General features: G+C 72.0%; 19 protein-coding genes and 1 tRNA gene. 7 read left to right on the plus strand and 13 right to left on the minus strand.

The features are described from left to right. Positions 1-31 precede the first annotated feature (31 nt). A complete protein-coding gene (locus ABZ877_RS26460) occupies positions 32-922 on the minus strand; it encodes an aminoglycoside phosphotransferase family protein (RefSeq protein ID WP_361075406.1) in 891 nt (296 codons plus the stop codon). 33 nt (positions 923-955) lie between these two features. Between ABZ877_RS26460 and ABZ877_RS26465 the strand changes: the two genes are divergently transcribed. Next, positions 956-1,597 carry a rhomboid-like protein gene (locus ABZ877_RS26465; protein WP_361075597.1) on the plus strand — a complete coding sequence of 214 codons (642 nt, stop codon included), beginning with the start codon at positions 956-958 and terminating at the stop codon, positions 1,595-1,597. 11 nt (positions 1,598-1,608) lie between these two features. Then, positions 1,609-3,033, plus strand: a complete 1,425-nt coding sequence (locus ABZ877_RS26470) for an FAD-dependent oxidoreductase (protein WP_361075408.1) — start codon at positions 1,609-1,611, stop codon at positions 3,031-3,033. 55 nt (positions 3,034-3,088) lie between these two features. Here ABZ877_RS26470 and ABZ877_RS26475 read toward each other — a convergent pair. Further along, positions 3,089-3,165 (minus strand) — tRNA-Thr (locus ABZ877_RS26475). A 174-nt stretch (positions 3,166-3,339) separates the two neighbouring features. Between ABZ877_RS26475 and ABZ877_RS26480 the strand changes: the two genes are divergently transcribed. The 4 genes from ABZ877_RS26480 to ABZ877_RS26495 all read left to right on the plus strand — a co-directional run bounded on the left by ABZ877_RS26480 (position 3,340) and on the right by ABZ877_RS26495 (position 7,714). Further along, a complete protein-coding gene (locus tag ABZ877_RS26480; protein WP_361075410.1) occupies positions 3,340-4,719 on the plus strand; it encodes a transposase in 1,380 nt (459 codons plus the stop codon). A gap of 381 nt (positions 4,720-5,100) precedes the next feature. Continuing rightward, positions 5,101-6,237: a sn-glycerol-3-phosphate ABC transporter ATP-binding protein UgpC gene (ugpC, locus tag ABZ877_RS26485; protein ID WP_361075412.1), complete on the plus strand. Its 1,137-nt coding sequence runs from the start codon at positions 5,101-5,103 to the stop codon at positions 6,235-6,237. 210 nt (positions 6,238-6,447) lie between these two features. Continuing rightward, entirely contained in the window at positions 6,448-6,906 is a 459-nt protein-coding gene (locus ABZ877_RS26490; RefSeq protein WP_361075414.1) for a hypothetical protein, read from the plus strand. Between the two features lie 52 nt (positions 6,907-6,958). After that, positions 6,959-7,714, plus strand: a complete 756-nt coding sequence (locus ABZ877_RS26495) for a nucleotidyltransferase family protein (protein ID WP_361075416.1) — start codon at positions 6,959-6,961, stop codon at positions 7,712-7,714. Positions 7,715-7,784: 70 nt separating this feature from the next. Here the strand turns inward: ABZ877_RS26495 and ABZ877_RS26500 are convergent, their stop codons facing one another. The 11 genes from ABZ877_RS26500 to ABZ877_RS26550 all read right to left on the minus strand — a co-directional run bounded on the left by ABZ877_RS26500 (position 7,785) and on the right by ABZ877_RS26550 (position 19,758). Then, positions 7,785-9,479, minus strand: a complete 1,695-nt coding sequence (locus tag ABZ877_RS26500; RefSeq protein ID WP_361075600.1) for a DoxX family membrane protein — start codon at positions 9,477-9,479, stop codon at positions 7,785-7,787. 110 nt (positions 9,480-9,589) lie between these two features. After that, complete coding sequence (gene rlmB, locus ABZ877_RS26505; protein WP_361075418.1) at positions 9,590-10,540, minus strand: 23S rRNA (guanosine(2251)-2'-O)-methyltransferase RlmB; 951 nt, start codon at positions 10,538-10,540, stop codon at positions 9,590-9,592. Between the two features lie 100 nt (positions 10,541-10,640). Next, entirely contained in the window at positions 10,641-12,041 is a 1,401-nt protein-coding gene (gene cysS, locus ABZ877_RS26510) for a cysteine--tRNA ligase (RefSeq protein ID WP_361075420.1), read from the minus strand. An 89-nt stretch (positions 12,042-12,130) separates the two neighbouring features. Further along, complete coding sequence (locus tag ABZ877_RS26515; RefSeq protein WP_361075422.1) at positions 12,131-12,535, minus strand: PPOX class F420-dependent oxidoreductase; 405 nt, start codon at positions 12,533-12,535, stop codon at positions 12,131-12,133. Positions 12,536-12,539: 4 nt separating this feature from the next. Further along, the gene (locus tag ABZ877_RS26520; protein WP_361075424.1) at positions 12,540-13,853 is read right to left on the minus strand and encodes an MFS transporter; all 1,314 of its coding nucleotides are present in this window, start codon (positions 13,851-13,853) and stop codon (positions 12,540-12,542) included. Further along, entirely contained in the window at positions 13,850-15,625 is a 1,776-nt protein-coding gene (locus ABZ877_RS26525) for an ABC transporter permease subunit (protein WP_361075426.1), read from the minus strand. Before ABZ877_RS26525 ends, ABZ877_RS26520 begins: the two co-directional genes overlap by 4 nt. Then, on the minus strand, positions 15,622-17,097 hold the full coding sequence (locus ABZ877_RS26530; protein WP_361075428.1) for an ABC transporter substrate-binding protein: 1,476 nt from the start codon (positions 17,095-17,097) through the stop codon (positions 15,622-15,624). The genes ABZ877_RS26525 and ABZ877_RS26530 overlap by 4 nt, the downstream gene beginning before the upstream one ends. Further along, positions 17,097-17,654: a GNAT family N-acetyltransferase gene (locus ABZ877_RS26535; RefSeq protein ID WP_361075430.1), complete on the minus strand. Its 558-nt coding sequence runs from the start codon at positions 17,652-17,654 to the stop codon at positions 17,097-17,099. The genes ABZ877_RS26530 and ABZ877_RS26535 overlap by 1 nt, the downstream gene beginning before the upstream one ends. A gap of 116 nt (positions 17,655-17,770) precedes the next feature. Beyond that, a complete protein-coding gene (ispF, locus tag ABZ877_RS26540) occupies positions 17,771-18,286 on the minus strand; it encodes a 2-C-methyl-D-erythritol 2,4-cyclodiphosphate synthase (RefSeq protein ID WP_361075432.1) in 516 nt (171 codons plus the stop codon). Further along, positions 18,276-19,025, minus strand: coding sequence for a 2-C-methyl-D-erythritol 4-phosphate cytidylyltransferase (gene ispD, locus ABZ877_RS26545; RefSeq protein WP_361075434.1), 750 nt, complete (start codon positions 19,023-19,025; stop codon positions 18,276-18,278). Before ispD ends, ispF begins: the two co-directional genes overlap by 11 nt. 250 nt (positions 19,026-19,275) lie before the next feature. Next, positions 19,276-19,758, minus strand: a complete 483-nt coding sequence (locus ABZ877_RS26550) for a CarD family transcriptional regulator (protein WP_003953493.1) — start codon at positions 19,756-19,758, stop codon at positions 19,276-19,278. A gap of 635 nt (positions 19,759-20,393) precedes the next feature. Here ABZ877_RS26550 and ABZ877_RS26555 point away from each other — a divergent pair. Continuing rightward, a complete protein-coding gene (locus ABZ877_RS26555) occupies positions 20,394-21,059 on the plus strand; it encodes a DUF461 domain-containing protein (protein ID WP_361075436.1) in 666 nt (221 codons plus the stop codon). Positions 21,060-21,096 lie beyond the last annotated feature (37 nt).

The raw sequence follows: 21,096 nt of genomic DNA on the forward strand, positions 1-21,096 counted from the left end.
GCGCGCAGGCTAACCGCTGCCGCCCCGCCGCTCACCGGCCGCCCAGCAATCGACGAGCGATCTCCAAGTCGTCGGCCGACAGCTCCCGCCCGTCCTCCACGTCCCACAAGGCGTTCTGCAGCACACGGCCCAGCGTCCAGGCGCGTGCCCGCTCCCGGTCGAGCCCCAGCACGTCCGTCATCGCGTCGAACCGCCACATGACCTCGTCGGCCTCGAAGCGGTTGTCGAGCGCGGGCCACAGGTCGAACCCCGGGTCCCCGGCCAGCGGCTTCGGGTCGATGGCGACCCACGGCTCCCGCTCGCTCGCCAGGACGTTCTCGAAGTGCAGGTCCCAGTGGAGCAGCCGGTCGCCCGCGGGCTCCGCCGCGACCTCCCGCACCGCCGCCGCGCACGACGCCACGACCGCCCGCCGCCCCGGGTCCGCGATCCGCTCCAGCGCCCGCGGCACCCCCGCGAGCATCCGCGCCGCGATGTCGTCCAGGCGCCGCATCCCCTCCGGCGCGGGCCCCGCCGTCAGCCGCGCGAGCAGCTCGGCGATGACCAGCACGCCCTTGCGGGAGTCCTCGACGGAGCTCAGCATCCGCCCCGCGTCGAGCCGTTCGAGCAGCATGGTCCCCGTACGGGCGTCATGGTCGAGCAGACGCACCGCGCCGTCACCGTCCCACACCCGCAACGCGACCGGCTCGCCCTCCGTCTCCTCGTCCAGGAGCTGGAACTTCACCACCGCGGGCACCGAGTCCGCGCGCCGCACCACCGGGAGGACCAGCGCCGCCACCCCGTGCATGGGCGCCCCGTCGAGCCGCAGCCCCCACCGCTCGACGAACTCCTCCACCAGCGCGGGCAGCGCCGCGATGAACGCGCGGCCCGCCTCCCCCGCGTACTCCGCCTGCGACTGTACGAGCCCCTCCGGAATGTCGATCACACAGCCGACCCTACCCGCGTGCCTCAATCGACCATGCGCCTTTTTCTGCGCCGTGCGGGAACGCTCGCCGGGTCGTACGTCCGCGACGCCCCCTGCACCTACCTCTGGCTGACCGTGCTCCTCCTCACCACCGTCGCCGCCCACCACATGGACCCGCACTCCGAGCACGACTTCCTGCGCCGGCGCTCCACCAACCTGCACGAACTCGCGACCCACCCCGTCCGCGTCCTCGTCTCCTCCGCCCTGTGGACCGACGGCGGCGCCTGGTGGCCGTACGCCGTCCTCTACACCGTCTTCCACGCCCAGGCCGAACGCTGGCTCTCGACCGCGCGCTGGCTCGTCGTCGTCGCCGCCGCGCACGTCCTCGCCACCCTGGTCAGCGAGGGTGCCCTGCTGTGGGCCATCCGCTACGGGCACGCGCCCACGTCCGCCGTCGACACCCTGGACATCGGCGTCAGCTACGCCCTCGCGGGCAGCATCGGCGTCCTCACCCACCGCATCACGCCACCCTGGCGCCACGTGTACCTGGCCGCCGCCCTCCTCATCTACGGCGTCCCGCTCGCCACCACCCGCACCTTCACCGACCTCGGCCACGCAGCCGCGCTCCTGACCGGCCTCGCCTGCCGCCCCCTCGGCCGCGGCCGACCCCTGCCGCGAACCCGTCCCGCGCAGTAACGTCCACCGCCATGAGCAGCGCGAACAGCATCGGCAACGGCGCGGCGGGCCCCGCCAACGGCGGCATATCGTTCTGGTACGCGGACGACGGCCTGCCCGCCCCCCGTGAACCCCTCGCGGGCGACGCGAGCGCCGATGTCGCCATCGTCGGCGGCGGCTACACGGGCCTGTGGACGGCGTACTACCTGAAGAAGGCCGCCCCCTTCCTCCGCATCACCGTCCTCGAACAGAAGTTCTGCGGCTACGGGGCCTCGGGGCGCAACGGCGGCTGGCTCTACAACGGCATCGCCGGCCGCGACCGCTACGCCGCCCTCCACGGCCACGACGCCGCCGTCCGCCTCCAACAGGCCATGAACGCCACGGTCAGCGAGGTCATCGAGGTGGCCCGCGCGGAATCCATCGACGCCGACATCCACCAGGGCGGCGTCCTGGAGGTCGCGTACACCCCGGCCCAACTGGCGCGCCTGCGCGCCTTCCACGCCACGGAACTCTCCTACGGCGAGAAGGACCGCACCCTGCACGGCGCCCGCGAGACGACCGACCGCATCCGCGTCGCCGGGGCCGTCGGCTCCACCTGGACCCCGCACGGCGCCCGCCTGCACCCGGCGAAGCTCCTCAAGGGCCTGGCCAGGACGGTGGAGGCCCTGGGCGTGACGATCCACGAGTCGACACCCGTCACCGAGATCAAGCCCAAGCACGCCGTCACCCCCTACGGCACGGTCCGCGCCTCCTACGTCCTGCGCTGCACCGAAGGGTTCACCGCCTCCCTCAAGGGCAACCGCCGCACCTGGCTCCCCATGAACTCCTCCATGATCGCCACGGCGCCCCTCACCCCCGCCCAATGGGACTCCATCGGCTGGGAGAACCGCGAAACCCTCGGCGACATGGCCCACGCCTACCTCTACGCCCAGCGCACCGCCGACGACCGCATCGCCCTCGGCGGCCGGGGCCACCCCTACCGCTACGCCTCCCGCACGGACACCGACGGCCGCACCCACCCGGCGACGGTGGCCTCCCTGACCCAGCTCCTGACGACCCTCTTCCCCCATCTGACCGGAGTCCCCGTCACCCACACCTGGTCCGGCGTCCTCGGCGTCCCCCGGGACTGGTGCGCCACCGTCGCCCTGGACCGCTCGACCGGCCTCGGCTGGGCGGGCGGCTACGTCGGCTCCGGCGTCGCCACCTCCAACCTGGCCGCCCGCACCCTGCGCGACCTGGTCCAACAGGACTCGGGCCAGTCCGGCCCCACCGACCTGACGACCCTGCCCTGGGTCAACCACAAGGTCCGCAAGTGGGAACCGGAACCCTTCCGCTGGCTCGGCGTCCACGGCCTCTACGCCACCTACCGCACAGCCGACCACCGCGAACGCACCACGCACACCGCGACATCGTCCCGCCTGGCGAGAACGGCCGACCGCCTCACCGGCCGCCACTGAACACGCGAAAAGGCCCCGCTCCTCTGCGCAAGGAGCGGGGCCCTTCCTGACGTGCTGGAGCCCCCTGTCGGATTCGAACCGACGACCTTCGCTTTACAAGAGCGGCGCTCTGACCAGCTGAGCTAAGGAGGCACGCGCAGCAGGGGCCGCGCGGAGGCCTCTACCTTACACAGCCTCCCTTGTCGCAGACCAAGAAGTTCTTGCGTGCTGTCGACCGGAGGGCGGGCGTAACCACCCGAGCGCCCGTTCGTTGGACGGACAGACATGCTGTTCCGAATATCGGACTGCACCGAGGGGCGGGGGCTCATGGTTTCGGTGGCTGGCACAGAGGCCAAACGCATCAAGCGGGAGGCTTTCGGTATCGCCGACAGCAGCTGGTCACGTAGCGGTCCGACCGTCCCCGCCCGGGGTCGCGCGACGGAGGCCGGCACCCGGAACCGTGTCTACCGGTACCGCTTCTACCCGACGCCGTCGCAAGCCGAGCAGTTGTCGAAGACGTTCGGCGCGTGCCGCTGGGTCTACAACGAGGGGTTGGCGCTGCGGGAGAAGGCGTGGCGTGAGCATCGGGTGTCGGTGGGCTTCGCGGAGACGTGCCGGGCCCTGACCGGTTGGCGGCGGGCGGAGGGTACGTCGTGGCTGATGGAGGTGTCGTCGACGGTGCTGCAGCAGCCGTTGCGCCACTTGCAGGCCGCCTTTCAGCGCTTCTTCCGCGGTTCGTCGAAGTACCCGAGGCGGAAGAAGAAGGGGAGGGCGCGGGACACGGCGACGTATGCGCGCACCGGTTTCAGCTGGCGCGAGGATGCGGAGCAGCCCGGCATCGGCACTGTGAAGCTCGCTTTGCACAGTGCACCGCTGGACGTGCGATGGTCGCGGCCGTTGCCGTCGGGTGTCATGCCGGTGCGGCTGACGGTGGAGCGGGATCGGGCGGGGCGGTTCTTCGTCGCATTTTTGGTGGAGGAAGTGGTCGAGCCACTGCCGGTGGCGCTTCTCGCGGGTTCGCGGGAGCCGCGGGCTGTGGGCCTGGACCTGGGTCTGGCTTCACTGATGACGCTCGACGACGGCACAAAGGTGGACCACCCCCGCTTGCTGCGACGGTACGCGGACCGACTACGCCTGCTACAGCGGGAGTTGCATCGCAAGGAACGCGGTTCGCGCAACCGCGAGAAGGTACGCCAGAAGATCGCGCGCCTGTACGCCCTCATGGGCGACGTGCGAAGGGACATGCTGGATCAGCTCACCACCCGCCTCGTGCGCGAGAACCAAGTGCTCGTGGTGGAGGATCTGTCCATCGTGTCCCTCATGGCCGGAGGGAAGGGCAAGGGCCGTCGGCGCAAGGCACGTCTCAACGACTCGATCAGAGACGCTTCATGGGGTGAGCTGCTGCGCCGGCTTCGCTACAAGTGCGGTTGGTACGGCCGGACGCTGGTGATCGTGGACCGCTTCTTCCCGTCTACGCGGCGCTGTGCGCGCTGCCACGAGAAGGGACCGAAGCTGGATGTCGCAGTGCGCGTTTGGGTATGCACCGGGTGTAGTGCGGTTCACGACCGCGATGTGAACGCGGCGGTGAATCTGCGGGACGAGGGGATGCGGCTGTACTGGCTGGTGGCGTCGGCGTTGCCGCCGGAGCGGGCGATTCCCTCGGTGATCAAAGCGTCCGAGCTGTCGGATGAGGTGGTGGCCGCGTAGAAGGCGGTTCGTGCGGTGGTGTGCGTTACGGACCGATGGGCTGTCGGCCGTCATGCCTGTGGAGCCTGCGTGAGACCGTGCGGTGCGACGGAGGAGTCCGTTGTCCGTCGGCGGCGAGCTGTGAAGCAGGAAGCCGTGAGGCGTGGTCAAAAGTGCGTTGTTCTGCCTGCCCGAATATTTCGGCGAATCTCACAAGCTCAGGACTGCTGACAGACCGGCCACCCGGCAGGTACGGTCCGATCAGTTCACTCACGTGGACTACACCAGTGCTTCATCCAGCGCTCCACCATGCTTCACGCCGCCGTGGCACGAGCCAGGGCGGCCCCGCCTTTACAACGGATCGTCCGGCACGTTCCTGCCGGTGAAGGGGGCTTCACAGCCATGGCATCTGTCACGTTCGACAAGGCGACCCGCGTCTACCCGGGTTCGACCAAGCCCGCCGTCGACGGCCTGGACATCGCGATCGAGGACGGCGAGTTCCTCGTTCTCGTCGGCCCGTCCGGCTGCGGCAAGTCGACCTCGCTGCGCATGCTCGCGGGCCTGGAGGACGTCAACGGCGGCGCGATCCGCATCGGCGACCGCGACGTCACGCACCTCCCGCCGAAGGACCGGGACATCGCCATGGTGTTCCAGAACTACGCGCTCTACCCGCACATGACCGTCGCCGACAACATGGGCTTCGCGCTCAAGATCGCCGGCGTCAACAAGGCGGAGATCCGGCAGAAGGTCGAGGAGGCCGCGAAGATCCTCGACCTCACCGAGTACCTGGACCGCAAGCCGAAGGCGCTCTCCGGTGGTCAGCGCCAGCGTGTCGCCATGGGCCGCGCCATCGTGCGTGAGCCCCAGGTGTTCCTCATGGACGAGCCGCTGTCGAACCTCGACGCCAAGCTCCGCGTGTCGACCCGTACGCAGATCGCCTCGCTCCAGCGCCGTCTCGGCATCACCACCGTCTACGTCACCCACGACCAGGTCGAGGCCCTGACGATGGGCGACCGCGTGGCCGTGCTCAAGGACGGTCTGCTCCAGCAGGTCGACACCCCGCGCAACATGTACGACCGCCCGGCCAACCTCTTCGTCGCCGGCTTCATCGGCTCCCCGGCCATGAACCTGGTCGAGGTCCCGATCACCGACGGCGGCGTGAAGTTCGGCAACTCGGTCGTCCCGGTCAACCGCGAGGCGCTGAAGGCCGCGTCCGACAAGGGCGACACCACGGTCACGGTCGGCATCCGCCCCGAGCACTTCGACGTCGTCGAGCACGGCGGCGAGGCCGCCAGGTCCCTCACCAAGGACGCCACCGACGCCCCGGCGGGCCTCGCGGTCTCCGTGAACGTGGTGGAGGAGCTCGGCGCCGACGCCTACGTCTACGGCAGCGCCCGCGTCGGCGGTGAGGACAAGGACCTCGTCGTCCGCGTCGGCGGCCGTGAGGTCCCGGAGAAGGGCGCGCAGCTCCACGTCGTGCCGCGGCCGGGCGAGACCCACGTGTTCTCGACCTCGACGGGCGAGCGTCTCTCCGACTGAACGGACTGAGAGCCGCGGAAGGGCCCCGTGCCGTACCGGCGCGGGGCCTTTCCGCGTATGCCCCGGGCGCGTGCCGTGTCGACAAATACCCCGGCAAGTAAGACATATAGGCCAGTGGCGTCAACGCGTAAGCAAAGAAACCTAGTTACCCGTCCCTCGGTCGAGTGACGAAATGTCGCCAAATCATCACTGACCGCTACGCTCACTCGCGTGACGCACTCCGCTGACTACACCCAGAAGCCGCGCCGTGCCCGGGGCCAGGGCCCCGCCCGCCGCGCCGCCCGCACGCTCGCGTTCGTCCTGCCGGTGATGCTGGTGCTCTCCGGGACCCTCGCGGTCACCCGAGTCAACTGGTCCGGGAGCGACGCGGACTCCATCCTCACGGCTTCCTCACACGATGTCTCCGCCCGCGCCAAGTCGCGCGCCCCGCAGGACGTCCTGCGCGACCGGCTCCTGCAGGAGCTCCAGGAGGACAACCCCGGGATCGCGCTGACCCACCTCCAGCAGGAGGTCGACCGGCGCCCGTCGCTCGCCAAGCACTGCATGTCGATCGCGAAGGCCCTGGGCCGCGCGGCGGTGCAGGCGTACGGTCCGGCGCGCGCCCAGTCCTACGCGCGGCCGGTCTGTGACACCTCGTTCGCATCGGGGGTGGCCGGGTTCCGCGCCTGAGCCGCCGACGGACGGCAGCCCCGGCGGGCCGTGCGCACGTACAGTTCCGGTCATGACGACCGTTGAACCGTCCGCGCACGGCCCGCATTCTTCTGCCCACCGCCCGACCCAGGCCGTCGTCCTCGCGGGCGGCCAGGGCTCCCGGCTGCGCCCGTACACCGACGACCGCCCGAAGCCGATGGTGGAGATCCCGGGCACGGGCACGCCGATCATCGGCCACCAGCTGGCCTGGCTCGCCGAGGAGGGCGTCACGGACGCCGTCGTCTCCTGCGGGCATCTCGCCGAGGTCCTCCAGGAGTGGCTGGAGGGGACGGATCTGCCGCTGCGCGTCACGACGGTCGTCGAGAAGGAGCCGCTCGGCCGGGGCGGCGGCCTGAAGTTCGCGGCCCGGCACCTGCCGCACCAGGACCGGCCCTGGTACGCGACGAACGGCGACATCTGGACCCGGTTCTCGCTGCGCGACATGGCCGACTTCCACCACGAGCGCGAGGCGACCGCGACGCTCGCCCTCGCCCGGCCGCGCATCCCGTGGGGCGCCGTCGAGACGGACACGTTCGGCCACATCACGGACTTCGTGGAGGCGCCGCCCTCGCCGTACCTGATCAACGCGGGCCTGTACGTCTTCTCCCCCGAGTTCGCCTCGCTGCTCCCGGACACGGGCGACCACGAGCGCACCACGTTCCCCCGCCTGGCCCGCGCCAAGCGCCTCGCCGGGTTCCCGATCCCGCAGGGCGCCTACTGGCGGGCGATCGACACGGCGAAGGACCTCAGCGAGGCGGCGAAGGAGCTGGCGGCCCTGGGCCGTTGACCACCATGACGACGGGGCCCCGCACGACCTTCGTGCGGGGCCCCGCTCTCGTACGGGCGAGGACGCGGGGTCAGCCGAGCAGGCCGCCCACCAGCCTGCCGTGCCCGCCGTTGCCGTTGCCGTTGCCGTTGCCGCCTTGCTCGGGGGCGCCGCCACCGCCGCCGGAGGAGGAGGCGCCGCCGTCGGACGTGCTGCCGCCCGCGCCGCCGGACGTGTCGTCGGCGCCGGTGGCCGGGCCCGCCGTCGCGCTGGCCGGGGGCTGCTGCGGGGTGGTCTGGCGGGGCGGGACCTGGCCGGCCGTGGCGCCCTGCGTCGGGGCGGCGGTGGCGCCGCTGACCGTGCCGGACTCGCGCACGGTGCCCGGGGAGCTGGCCGCGCCGGACGGGCTCGCGGTGGTGCCCTGCGTCGGCGAGCTGGAGGACGCCGACGGGGCCTGCGAGTGGCGCTGCTTGTGGCCGGGGGCGGAGGGGAGCGGGGAGCCGGGCTGCTCGTTGCGCGGGGCGTCGCCGGGCCCGGGGGCCGTGACGCGGTCGGCGTCGCGGACGGCGCTGCCGAGCAGGGAGCCGATGAGCAGCGTGGAGCCGATGACGAGGGTGGCGATGACGGTGCCTCGGCGCAGCACGTAGCGGCGCAGGTCCCACAGGGCGGTGCGGGGTCCGAGGCGCCGCCAGGCCCCGGCGGCGAGGCGGCCGTCGACCGAGTAGACCGGGGCGCCCGCGATGATCAGCGGGGACCAGGCGGCGAGGTAGATGATGTCGGGCGCGTCGTAGGCGGGCACGGTCTTCCAGCTCACGGTGAGCAGGAGCGCGGCCGAGAGCAGGGCGCCGAGGACGGCGGAGATGCGCTGCCACAGGCCGAGGACGGTGAGGACACCGACGATGACCTGGGCGAAGGCGATGACGAGTCCGGCGCCGACGGGGTGCTGGAGCGCCCAGTCGCGCATGGGTTCGGCGAGCTCCCACGGATGCAGCGAGTTCAGCCACTTGACCATGGAGCCGCGCTCGCCGCCGTCGAAGTAGACGGGGTCGCAGAGCTTGCCCATGCCCGCGTAGATGGAGATGAAGCCGAGGAAGACGCGGAGCGGGAGGAGGACGACGCCGAGGTTCATCCGGCGGCCCGGATAGTAGGCGTGCCGGACGGGACCGTAGCGCCGGGCGGCGGTGGTCTCGTTGGCCGACTCCTCGTCGCCGTCGGGCCCGTCGAACTCCTCGTCCCCGTACGGGATCCGCTGGAGTTCGCCGGTGTCCTCGAACGCGGCGCCGGACTGGCGCATCTGCGGCAGGATCCGGGTGCCGGGGCCGCCGCCCTGGCGGCCGATGACGACGGGCGTCTCCTCGGTCGGCTCGCCGTCGTACATCTCGTCGGCGAGATCGCGGTCCATGTCGACGCGCGGGATGACCTGTGTGGCACCACCGTCGTCCGGCTCGCCCACGCGGCGCGCGGACTGCAGCAGGCCGCTGGCGGCGAGGTCCTGGGCGCCGCGCATGACGACGGGGCGGCGCCGGGCGCCGGGTGTACCGGCGCCGGTGATGACGGGGATACGGGTGGTCGACGCTTCGGCTCCGGCCATCCCCATGGCGTCCAAGTGCCGTGCGATGCGCGGGAGTTGCGTCTGCTGCGCCCTGGGAAGCTGCACGCGGAAACTCGCGTGGTTGACGATGACCTGCGCCGGGTCGCACGGAACCTTCACCATGCTCAGCGCGGGAGCGTCGTCGAATCCCGACGAGCGGTCCCCCGAGGGTGTGCGGGGCGTTCTGGTGTCCACACTCATCTAACCGAGTGATGTGTGTTTAGGACACTGCCTTGACCGCACCCAAATGTCCGGGCCCCGTCAAACCCTGGTGGGAGGGGCGGGGCCCGGGACGAACGCGCCGGTCAGGCGCGGCGGCGGGACGCCTCGTAGAGCACGACACCGGCGGCCACACCGGCGTTCAGCGACTCGGCGCCACCCGGCATCGGGATGCGGACGCGGAAGTCGCAGGTCTCCCCGACGAGCCGGGACAGGCCCTTGCCCTCGCTGCCGACCACGATGACGACCGGGCCCGAGAGCGCGTCGAGGTCGCCGACCTCGTGGTCGCCGTCGGCGGCCAGGCCCACGATCGCCACGCCCGCCTTCTTGTACTGCTCCAGGGCGCGCGTCAGGTTGGTCGCGCGGGCGACGGGCGTACGGGCGGCGGTACCGGCCGACGTCTTCCACGCGCCCGCGGTCATCCCGGCGGCCCGGCGCTCGGGCACGACCACGCCGTGGCCGCCGAACGCGGAGACGGAGCGGACGACGGCGCCGAGGTTGCGCGGGTCGGTGACGCCGTCGAGCGCGACGATCAGCGGGTCCTCGCCCTGGTCGAAGGCGGCGGCGACGAGGTCCTCCGGGTGCGCGTACTCGTACGGCGGGACCTGGAGGACGAGGCCCTGGTGGTTGAGGCCGTTGGTCATGCGGTCCAGCTCGGGGCGCGGGGCCTCCATGAGGTGGATGCCGCCGCGCTCACCGGCGAGCTGGAGCGCCTCGCGGACGCGCTCGTCGTTGTCGATGAACTGCTGGACGTAGAGCGTGGAGGCGGGCACGCCCTCGCGCAGCGCCTCCACGACCGGGTTGCGGCCGACGACCATCTCGGACGTCGACTTCCCGCGCGGGCCGCCGGTGCGGCTGCTCGGGCGGCGGGCGGCCTGCTTGGCCTGCGCGTTGGCGACGCGGTTCTTCTTGTGGCCCTTGCGCATCTCGGCGGGCGGGGTGGGGCCCTTGCCCTCCAGGCCCCTGCGCCGCTGGCCGCCACTGCCGACCTGCGCGCCCTTCTTGCCGGACATGCGGCGGTTGTTGTTGGCGGCCATGACCTACCTGTCTCTTACGTCTGCGCCCTGTGGGGCTACGAATATGTGTGTACGTCTATGAAGTGTGCCGCCCGACGGCGCGGGCGGCACATCCGGGGGCTCAGCGGGGGCCGAGGCTCCAGCGCGGGCCGCTCGGGCTGTCCTCGATGACGAGCCCGGACTGGCCGAGCTGGTCGCGGATGGCGTCGGCGGTGGCCCAGTCCTTGCGGGCGCGGGCCGCTTCCCGCTGGTCGAGCACGAGGCGGACGAGGGTGTCGACGACGCCGTGCAGGTCCTCGCCGCGGTCGCTCTCGCCCGCCCAGTGCGGGTCGAGCGGGTCGAGGCCGAGGACGCCGAGCATGGCGCGGACCTCGGCGAGGCGGGCCACGGCGGCTTCCTTGTCGTCGGCGGCGAGCGCCGAGTTCCCCTGCCGGACGGCGGTGTGCACGATGGCGAGCGCCTGCGGCACCCCGAGGTCGTCGTCCATGGCCTCGGCGAACGCGGGCGGCACCTCGTCGGCCGGGTCCACGACGCCGCCCGCCTTCTCGGCGACGCGCTGGATGAACCCCTCGATGCGGGCGAACGCGGACTCGGCCTCGCGCAGCGCGTCCTCGCTGTACTCGATGGTCGAGCGGTAGTGCGGGGTGCCCAGGTAGTACCGGAGCACGATGGGCCGCCAGTGCTTGACCATCTCGGAGACGAGGACGCTGTTGCCGAGCGACTTCGACATCTTCTCGCCGGCCATGGTGACCCAGGAGTTGTGCACCCAGTACTTGGCGAACTCGTCCCCGTACCCCTTGGCCTGCGCGATCTCGTTCTCGTGGTGCGGGAAGATCAGGTCGATGCCGCCGCCGTGGATGTCGAAGGCGGAGCCCAGGTACTTGTGGGCCATCGCCGAGCACTCCAGGTGCCAGCCGGGGCGGCCTCGGCCCCACGGCGTCTCCCAGCTCGGCTCGCCCTCCTTGGCCGCCTTCCACATGGCGAAGTCGCGGGGGTCGCGCTTGCCGGTCTCGCCCTCGCCGGAGGGCTGGCGCAGGTCGTCGATGTCCTGGTTGGACAGCTGGAGGTAGCCGGGGAAGGAGCGGACGTCGAAGTAGACGTTGCCGTCGGCCTCGTAGGCGTGGCCGCGCTCGATGAGGCCGCGCATCATCTCGACCATCTCGGTGACGTGGCCGGTGGCGCGTGGCTCGTAGGTGGGCGGCAGGCAGCCGAGAGCGGTGTAGGCGTCGTTGAACGCCCGCTCGTTCTCGTACCCGATCGACCACCAGGGGCGGTTCTGCTCGGCCGCCTTCTTGATGATCTTGTCGTCGATGTCCGTCACATTGCGCACGAACGTCACGTCGTAGCCGCGGTACGTGAACCAGCGGCGCATGATGTCGAAGTTCAGGCCCGAACGGATGTGCCCGATGTGCGGGGCCGCCTGCACGGTGGCGCCACACAGGTAGATCGAGACACAGCCCGGCGTGAGCGGGGTGAAGTCGCGAGTCTGCCGGGCGCTGGTGTCGTACAGGCGAATAGTCACCCCTCCAGGGTAGTGGGCCCGGAGGGGTGCCATGGGCCCGACGGTGTCACGGCTGTGTCATCGCCGCGGCCGGGGTGATGAACGGACTTCTACAGGCCGCCGACGACCTTGCGCGCGCGGACCCGGACGACGACCCGCTCGCCGTCCTGGGCGGACGCCGGGTTGAACTCCGCGTACTTCTTGCCGGTGTACTTGAGGGACAGCTCGTCGATGAGCTCCTGGCCGCCCTCGGTGGTGATCTCGACGGTGCCGCGGATCTCGGCGTACGTGTACGGGTTGTCGGCGGGCTGCACCAGGACCGTCACACGCGGGTCGCGGCGCAGGTTCTGCTCCTTGCGGCGGCCGACGGTCGTGGAGAAGAGGACGTCGTCGCCGTCGCGCTTGGCCCAGACCGGGGAGACCTGGGGGCTGCCGTCGGGCTGGATCGTGGCGACGTTGATGAAGACCTTGCTGTCGAGCAGCGCCTTGAGCTCGTCGGACAGGTGGGCGGACATGGCCTCACTCCTCTTTCTGGTCTTTCTGGACTTCTGCACGGGCCGGTGACGGGTGTCGCCTACCCGATCCTGCGCCAACACCATGCGCCTGCGGGGCATTTACGTGACGCGGGTGCCCCGATGTCACAAGTCGTCCGATTCCCGCCGCCGCCAGCGGCACCGCCGCGAGCGCCGTCCACAGGGCGGGGGCGGGCAGCGAGAGGAGCGCCCCGGTGCCCGCGCTGCCGCCCAGGACGGCGAGCCCGGAGACGGAGGAGAGGGCGCCGGTGGCCAGACCGAGGTGCCGCTCGTCGACGAGATCGGGGACGAGGCCGCGCGCGGCCGGGACCAGGAGCATCTGCCCCAGGGTGAGCAGGACGACCAGGACCCCGGCGGGGAGGTACACGTACGCGCCCCGGCCGGGCAGCCAGGCGACCGCCAGGAAACCGGCGGCCACGAGGAGCAGCCCGGCGGTGAGCGCGGTGCGCGGGGCCAGCCGCCGCGCCGACCAGCGGGTGACGGGCAGCTGCGCCCCGACCACGAGCAGCGAGGACAGCGCGAACAGCACGCCGACCCCGTCCTGGGAGCCGGTCGCGCGGGTCAGCTCGACGGGGAGGGCGAGATAGAGCTGGTTGTACGCGATGAGGTAGCCGCTGTAGGCGAGGCACAGGGCGAGGAAGTGGGGGCGGGCGAAGACCGAGCGGAGGGCTCCGCCGGTTCTCTCGGCGCGGGGTGATCCGGGGCGTTTTCTGCCGGGCATCAGGCGGGCGTGGGCGATCAGTACGGCCACGAACACGACCGCGCCCGCCAGGCAGGCCGCCCGGAAGCTCACGAAGAGCAGGGCCGTGCCGAGCAGCGGGCCCAGGAAGGCGCCCGCCTGGCCCGCCGCCGAGAAGAGGCCGAGGATCTGGGCGCGGGGGGTGCCGGTCTCCCGTTCGTGGCGGACGGCCTCGCGGGCCGTCTCCGACTCGACGGCCGGGGAGAACAGTGCGGCGGCGAAGCCGATGAGGACGACTGCGGCGGTGACCGTGACCGTGCGGTCCGCGAAGGCCAGCCAGGTGAAGCCGGCGATGCGGAGGGTGCAGCCTGCCAGTACGACTGGGCGGGGCCCGAAGCGGTCGGTGAGGGCGCCGCCCACCATGAAGAGGCCCTGTTGGCTGAACGTGCGTAGGCCCAGGACCAGGCCCACCGCCCAGCCGGCGAGGGCCAGGTTGTCGGTGAGGTGGGCGGCTAGATAGGGCAGGACCGCGTAGAAGCCGATGTTGAAGGCGAGCTGGGTTGTGGTGAGGAGGCGGAGGTAGGGCGGGGTGTTGCGTAGGCGGAGGCGGCTTGTTTTCACGAGGGACTCGCCGTGGCTGGTTCCGTTGTTCGCCGAGTGCGGTTTCGTCGTGGCTGGGCGCACAGTTCCCCGCGCCCCTGGGCAGTCGATGCGAGCGCCAGACATCCGCCAACGCATGCCAGTGCCAGGGCCGGGGCGAGGGTCGACCATGGGGCCCGTTCCGCGTACGGGAGGTTTTCCATCAGGAGGCGGCCCCACTCCGGGGTGGGGGGTTGGGTGCCCAGGCCCAGGAAGCTCAGGGAGGCCAGCGCCAAGGTCGTCGGGGCCAGGCGGAGTGTCGCGTGGCGGGCCACCGGGGGGAGGACTGCGGTGAGGATGTGGTGGCGCAGGATGTGCTGGCGGCCCGCGCCGTAGACGAGCGCCGCCTCCACGTGGCCCGAGGCCCGTTCCGTCTCGGCCAGGGCTGCCGTGTGCGCGGCGAGCGGGGCCCAGCCGACCGCCGCGACGGCGACGGCCGCACCGGTCATGCCCGCGCCGAAGAGGCCGGTGACGAGGAGCCCGGCGAGGATCGCGGGCATGGCGTTGGCGACCTCGGTCAGGCCCTTGGTCCAGCGGGCGAGGCCGAGCGCGACGCCGAGGACGAAGGACGCCGCGCAGACCGCCGCCGCGACGGCCAGGGTGCGCAGGGCACCGTGGCCGAGCCGGGCGAGCACGTCGCGGCCCAGTGCGTCCGTGCCGAACGGGTGCGCGGCCGAGGGCGGTGCGAGGCGCGCCGCGAGGTCGATGTGGAGCGGGTCGCGGGTGAGGCCCCAGACGATCACGGCGAGGAGTACGGCGGCCAGGGCTCCGGCCGCGTAGAGCCGTCCGCGTCCGCCGCCCGTGGCCCGGGCCAGGCCGGGGAGCGCGCCCGCCTTCAGCGCGGGGCCGAGCAGCCATCGGCGCGCCAGGCCCACCGCCACGGCCGCCGCCACGCCCAGCGCGAGCAGCACGAGGAGGCAGCCCTGGAGGAGCGGCAGGTCGAGGTCGAGTGCGGCGGCGACCGCCGTGCCGCCGAGCCCGGGGATCGCGAAGACCGCCTCGACGGCCGCCGCCGCGCCGGTCAGCCCCACGACGGTGAGCCCGGCCTGCGGCAGTACGGCGGGCAGGGCGCGGCGTGCCGCGTGCCGGGCGATGCGGGCGCGGGGCATTCCGTTGGCCCGCCAGGTCCGCACCCAGGGTTCGGCGAACGCGGCGGGCAGCGCGTCCTGCGCGAGCCGCCCGAGGACCGCCCCGGCGGGGATGCCGAGCGCGAGCGCGGGCAGCACGGCGGAGGCGGGCGACTGCCAGCCCTGCGCGGGGAACCAGCCGAGCCGCACCGCGAACAGGGTGGCGAGGACGGAGGCGAGCAGGAACTCGGGGAGCGCGGCGAGCACCCCGGCGCCGACCCCGCTCGGCGGCCGGGTCCGGGTCGTGCCGCGCCACAGCGTCGGCAGGCACAGAGTGACGGCCAGGGCGACGGCGACGACCATCGCGTACGCCATCAAGGACAGGGAGACCGCGAAGGAGGCGGAGACGTCCGCGCCGACGTCGGCGCCCGTCACCCAGGAGGAGCCGAGATCGCCGTGGACCAGGCCCCGTACCCACTGGCCCAGGAAGGTGAAGGGGCCGTCGCCGAGGCCCAACTGCTCGCGCACCTCGGCGAGCTGTTCCGGGGTCGTGGGCGCGTCGCCGTACCGCGCGTGCAGGACGGTGAGCGCGGGGTCGGTGCGGGTCAGCCAGGGCAGCAGTGCGGTGAGCAGGAGCAGCCCGCCCGCCGCTGCCACGCGTCCGGCGGCGGTGCTCAGGTTCCTCATCGGGCGCGGGTCTCCAGACCGACGAACTGTCGCTCGTAGGGGTCGAGGACGGTTCCGCGCACCCCGGCGCCGACGCCCTGGAGGTGTTCCTCGTGGACGACGGGCACGGCGGCGTCGGTGCGCAGGATCGCGGCCTCGGCGGCGAGCACGGCCCGCCGGCGCGCGGTGCCGTCGAGTCCGGCGGCCTTCCGCACGGCGGCGTCGACGGCCGGGTCGCTGAGCTGGGAGATGTTGAAGCTGCCGCCGCTGGTGAAGTCGGAGGCGAGGTACGAGACGGGGTCGCCGGTGTCGAGCGCGGTGGAGCGGGACATCAGGAACGCGTCGTAGTCGCCCTTGAGCGCCCCGGACTCCAGGCGCGCGTAGTCCTTGACGACGAGCCGTACGTCGAACCCGGCCCGGCCGAGCTGTTGCTGAAGCGCTGCGGCGACCTCGGGCAGCTCGGCCCGGTTGGTGTACGTGGCGAGGGTGATCCGCTGCCCGCGCGGTGTCGCCGCCTTCGCGCGTCCGGTGACGGGGAGCTGCTTGCCGTCGGCCCAGGCGAAACCGGGGCCGAGGAGCCCGGTGGCGCGCTCGGCGTAGCCCTCGTAGACGCTCTTGGCCAGCGCGGACGTGTCGGCGCTCGCGCGCACGGCGGCACGGAGTCCAGGGTCGGCGAGCGGCCCCTTCCGGGTGTTCAGGTACAGGGTGGTGGTGCGGACGGTGGCGACCTTGCGGGCCCGGCCGCCGAGGACGAGCGCCTGTGCGGCGGGGACGAACTCGGCGAGCTCGATCTGGCCGGAGCGCAGGGCGTTGGCGCGGGCGTTGTTGTCGGCGACGAAGGTCACGTCGACACCGCGCGCCGCCGCCTTGCCGCGCCAGTGCCCGTCGAAGCGGTCGAGCGTCGCGGAGACGGCACCGTTCAGGTGGGTGAGGGTGAAGGGTCCGGTGGCGTGCCCGAGAGGGTCCACCTTGCCGTCCGTGCCGTCCTTGCCGTACGCGGCCGGGGAGAAGATCGCGAGAGATGGGTTGGCGAGCCGCGCAGGCAGCAGCGGGTCGCCGGTCGCGGTCGTGATCCGCACGGTCCGCTCCCCCGCCGCCCGCACCGTCAGCTCGACGTCGCTGAGCACGCGCGGCTTCACCTCGGCCCGCCCGGCGGCGCGAAGGGCCCCGGCCACGGCGTCGGCGGTGACGGGCCGCCCGTCCTGGAAGCGGGCGTCCCGCAGCGTGAACTCCCAGGTCGTGGCGTTCGTACGGGTCCACTGCGCGGCCAGCGCCGGATGGATCACGCCGTCGGTGTCCATGCGCGTGAGCCCGTCGACCACCGCGAGCCGGCTGAGCAGGAGCCCGTCGTCGCCGTACGGGGACATGCCCTGGGTCGGCGCGAAGGCCAGGTCGACGGCGATCCGGCCGCCCCGCGCGGTGCCGGTGAAGGACCCGCAGGCGCTGGTGAGCCCGGCCCCGGCCGCCGCGAGCAGGAAGCCGCGGCGGCGCATCACCGGGCGGGGACGGCTAGGGGCGCGGGCAGCGGCAGCTCGAAGTGGACGATGCCCTGTCCGCCGCCGGGCAGCTCGCGCTCGTCGCAGACCTCCTGCGCGAGGGAGCGCCAGAACGGTTCGGCGCCGGGCACGGCCGGGTCGGTGTGCAGATAGAGCCGCTCGTAGCCGCCCGCCGTGGCGACGAAGTCGGTCAGCTCCCGTACGAGGGCGCGGGCGAGGCCGTTGCGCCGGTGCTCGGGGCGTACGTAGATCCGGCAGAGCTGGGCGGTGGTGCCGGAGGGGAAGCGGTCGGCGACCCAGCGCGGGTTGGGCGGGGAGGCGGGCCCGCGGTCGCGCACCGCGCCGGTGGCGACGATCTCCCCGCTCGCCACGTGCTCGGCGACGAGCAGGGTGCAGCGCTCGGGGCGCAGGTAGGCGGTGGCCGGGTCGATGATGTCGGCGTGCCAGCGCGGCACGTACCCGGAGCGCAGATCGCGGTAGACGGTGTCCAGCATGACGGCGCGGGCTCCGTCCACGTCGCCGTCACCGGCCGCGCGGATCTCGTACTCACCCATTGCCTGACACTGCCTCACCGTGGACCGACGACACTTGCCGGTCCACTCTAACTGCAATCGATGTGCAGTAAGGTGGGCAGGGCCCAGGTGACCTGGGCCTATGCCTTCGATGCCTGCTACGCCTCCTGGGCGCGCACCACCAGGGCGGTCGCGATCGCCATGAGCCCCTCGTCGCGCCCGGGGAACCCGAGCCCGTCGGTCGTCGCCCCTGAGACGGAGACCGGCGCCCCGGCCGCCTCGGAGAGCAGCTTCTGCGCCTCCTCGCGCCGCTTGCCGATCTTGGGCCGCGGCCCGACGACCTGCACGGCGACGTTCCCGATGACGAAGCCCGCCTCGCGCACGATGCGCGCGGCCTCGGTGAGCAGGGTCAGCCCGCTCGCCCCCGACCACTCGGGGCGGCCGGTGCCGAAGTGCTGCCCGAGGTCGCCGAGCCCTGCGGCCGAGAACAGCGCGTTGCAGGCGGCGTGGGCGACGACATCGGCGTCGGAGTGCCCGGCGAGCCCGGGGCCCTCGCCCTCCCACTTCAGCCCGGCGCACCACAGCTCGCGCCCGTCCTCGAAGGCGTGGATGTCGGTCCCGATGCCGACCTGCGGCAGCGCCACGTGCGGCGGTACCTGCTGGTCAGAACCCATCGTTGGCCCTCCTGCGGGCGAGCACGGCCTCGGCGAGCACCAGGTCGAGCGGCCGGGTCACCTTGAACGCCTCCTCGTGCCCGGGCACGAGCACGACCTGGAGGCCCAGCTTCTCGACCATCCCGGCGCAGTCGGTGACGTCATCCTTGACGCTCTCGTGGGCGCGGACGAGCGTGGCGTGCGCGAAGCCCTGCGGCGTCTGCACGGCACGCAGCCGGGCGCGCGGCGGCGTGGCGACGACCGGCTCCGGCGAACCGTCATCGGTCGGCGTGACCTCCTTCACCGTGTCCGCGAGCGGCAGCGCCGGGACGACGGCGGGCGCCCCGTCCCGTACGGCCTCGATGACCGCGTCGACGGTGTCGACCGGGACGAGCGGCCGGGCGGCGTCGTGCACGAGGACGATGTCGATGCCGTCGGGCAGCGCGTCGAGCCCGAGCTTCACGGACTCCTGACGCGTCTCACCGCCGGCCACGACGACGAAATCAGTCCTCTCGGGCAGGGCGTGATCGGCGAGGAGCGTCTTGACCTCGGCGACGCCCTCCGGCGGCGCGACGACCACGACGAGGGAGACGGAGCGGGACGCCGCCATGGCGCGGACGGCATGGATGAGCATCGGTGTGCCGCTGAGCGCGCGGAGCGCTTTGGGGGCGCCAGGACCGAGGCGTACGCCCCGTCCGGCGGCCGGAATCACGGCCGCGGTGCGGGCGCCGCCGACGACGGGACGCGTTTCGTCAGACATCGGTTCCGTTCAGGTTTGTACGCTCGGGGGTGGTGGGTATGGCCACATCGTGTCGGGCGCGACTTCTTGACCGGACCCTTCCGTGACACTGGTCGAGCCAGCTGTCCGGGCCCGGCACACCCACAGAAACATAGACGGGTACGAACATGCCGCAGCGCCCGGCGACACCATCTGGGTCATCGGGCACCACGGCATTGTTCTGCGCGGCGGCTGGCCTGGACTGCGTATGTCTTCAGTCAGGCCGCGCGTATCAGGACGCGAGAACCTCGTCGAGCAGGGCCTCGGCCTTGTCCTCGTTCGTGTTCTCCGCGAGAGCGAGCTCGCTCACCAGGATCTGCCGAGCCTTGGCGAGCATGCGCTTCTCACCTGCGGAGAGTCCGCGCTCGCGCTCCCGGCGCCACAGGTCGCGCACGACTTCCGCGACCTTGATGACATCGCCGGACGCGAGCTTCTCCAGGTTTGCCTTGTAGCGGCGCGACCAGTTCGTGGGCTCCTCGGCGTACGGCGCGCGCAGTACCTCGAAGACCCGGTCGAGCCCGTCCTGACCGACCACATCACGCACGCCGACGAACTCCGCATTGTCCGCTGGCACACGTACCGTCAGATCGCCCTGGGCGACCTTCAGCACCAAGTAGGTCTTGTCCACGCCTTTGATCTGGCGAGTTTCGATAGCCTCGATCAGCGCGGCCCCGTGATGGGGATAGACCACGGTGTCGCCAACCTTGAACGTCATGTGACAGGTACCCCTTCCGTGGCTATCCAGGGTAACACGGAAACGGCGGGTTCTGAATGGCGTTTTCGCAGGTCAGGGCATATCTCGGGGCTTGACAACAACAACAGGAACGTGCTGCGGAGGGGTAGCGGAGCACGGTATTCGCAGGTCGGAGCGGCTCTCCGGCAAGCCCGAAACGACTACGTCACAGACGCCGGAACGAGGCCAGGAGGGGCGTAACGTCCCGTTTTGCGTAGTTCGAAGCACTGAAGTTCCGCTGCTCCGTTCGGGGTCACAGAGGTCCGTTCGAGCCGATTCGGAAATTGATCAACGCCGCCCCGTCGCGATTCCCGGAGTTTCCCTCCGTCGGGTGATCGTTTTTCCGGACCGCCATGCATTCCTTACCGGAAATCCCCACGCGCGCGTGGACAACGGCACGGGAAGCGTTATGTGAATGGTGAACCGGGCGCGGCGCGGACGACGGCCCATGCGTCCGACCGGGGTCGCGGGCGAGGCCAGGTGGCACGTAGGGGCGGGTCGGGTGCGGCGACCTGGGAACGGCTCGGTAGCCTAAGGCCGCTGACTGTCCCTTAGGGCGGCTTTACACCCCGGTGGAAGCCGTCCGCTTCGCCCACGTTCAAGGAGATGCCGCCGCCGTGAGCAGCAGCCTTCGACGCGGCGCCCTCGCCGCCGCCGCCATCGCGTTCTCGATCGCCTCGCTCGCCGCGTGCGGTGCCGGCAACAGCGCCGAGACCCTCCAGGTCAAGCCGGACAACGCCGAGACCTCCGTCGGTGACATCAAGGTCCAGAACGCGACCGTCATCACGCAGCCGGACCGCAAGTCCGACGGCCCGGCCGTGGTCAACGCCACCCTCTTCAACAACGGCTCGACCGACCAGACCCTCGACTCGATCAAGCTGGACGGCGTCGACAAGACCGCCAAGCTGACCGGCGCCAAGGGCGGCTCGAAGATCACGGTCCCGGCCGGCCAGTCGATCGTCCTCGGCGGCAAGGACAACGCCTCCGCCGAGTTCGCCAACAGCGACGCCGCGATCCTCGACGGCAACGCGCAGCTGATCACCTTCGGCTTCAGCAAGACCGGCGACGTGAAGATCCGCGGCTTCGTCGTGCCCGCCGAGAGCTACTTCGAGCAGTGGGGCCCGACCGAGGCGCCGGCCACGCCGAGCGCGAGCGCCAAGCCGTCCGCGTCCGCCTCGAAGAAGACCGGCTCCTCGCCGGACGCGTCCCCGTCGAACTCGGCGTCGAACTCGGCCTCCGGCAGCGCGTCCCCGGACGAGCAGACGGACGCCGGCGGCCACTGAGCCGTACGGCGCACGCAGCACGCAGACAGAACGGCTG

The organism is Streptomyces sp. NPDC046939 (assembly GCF_040644575.1).
Lineage (GTDB): Bacteria > Actinomycetota > Actinomycetes > Streptomycetales > Streptomycetaceae > Streptomyces.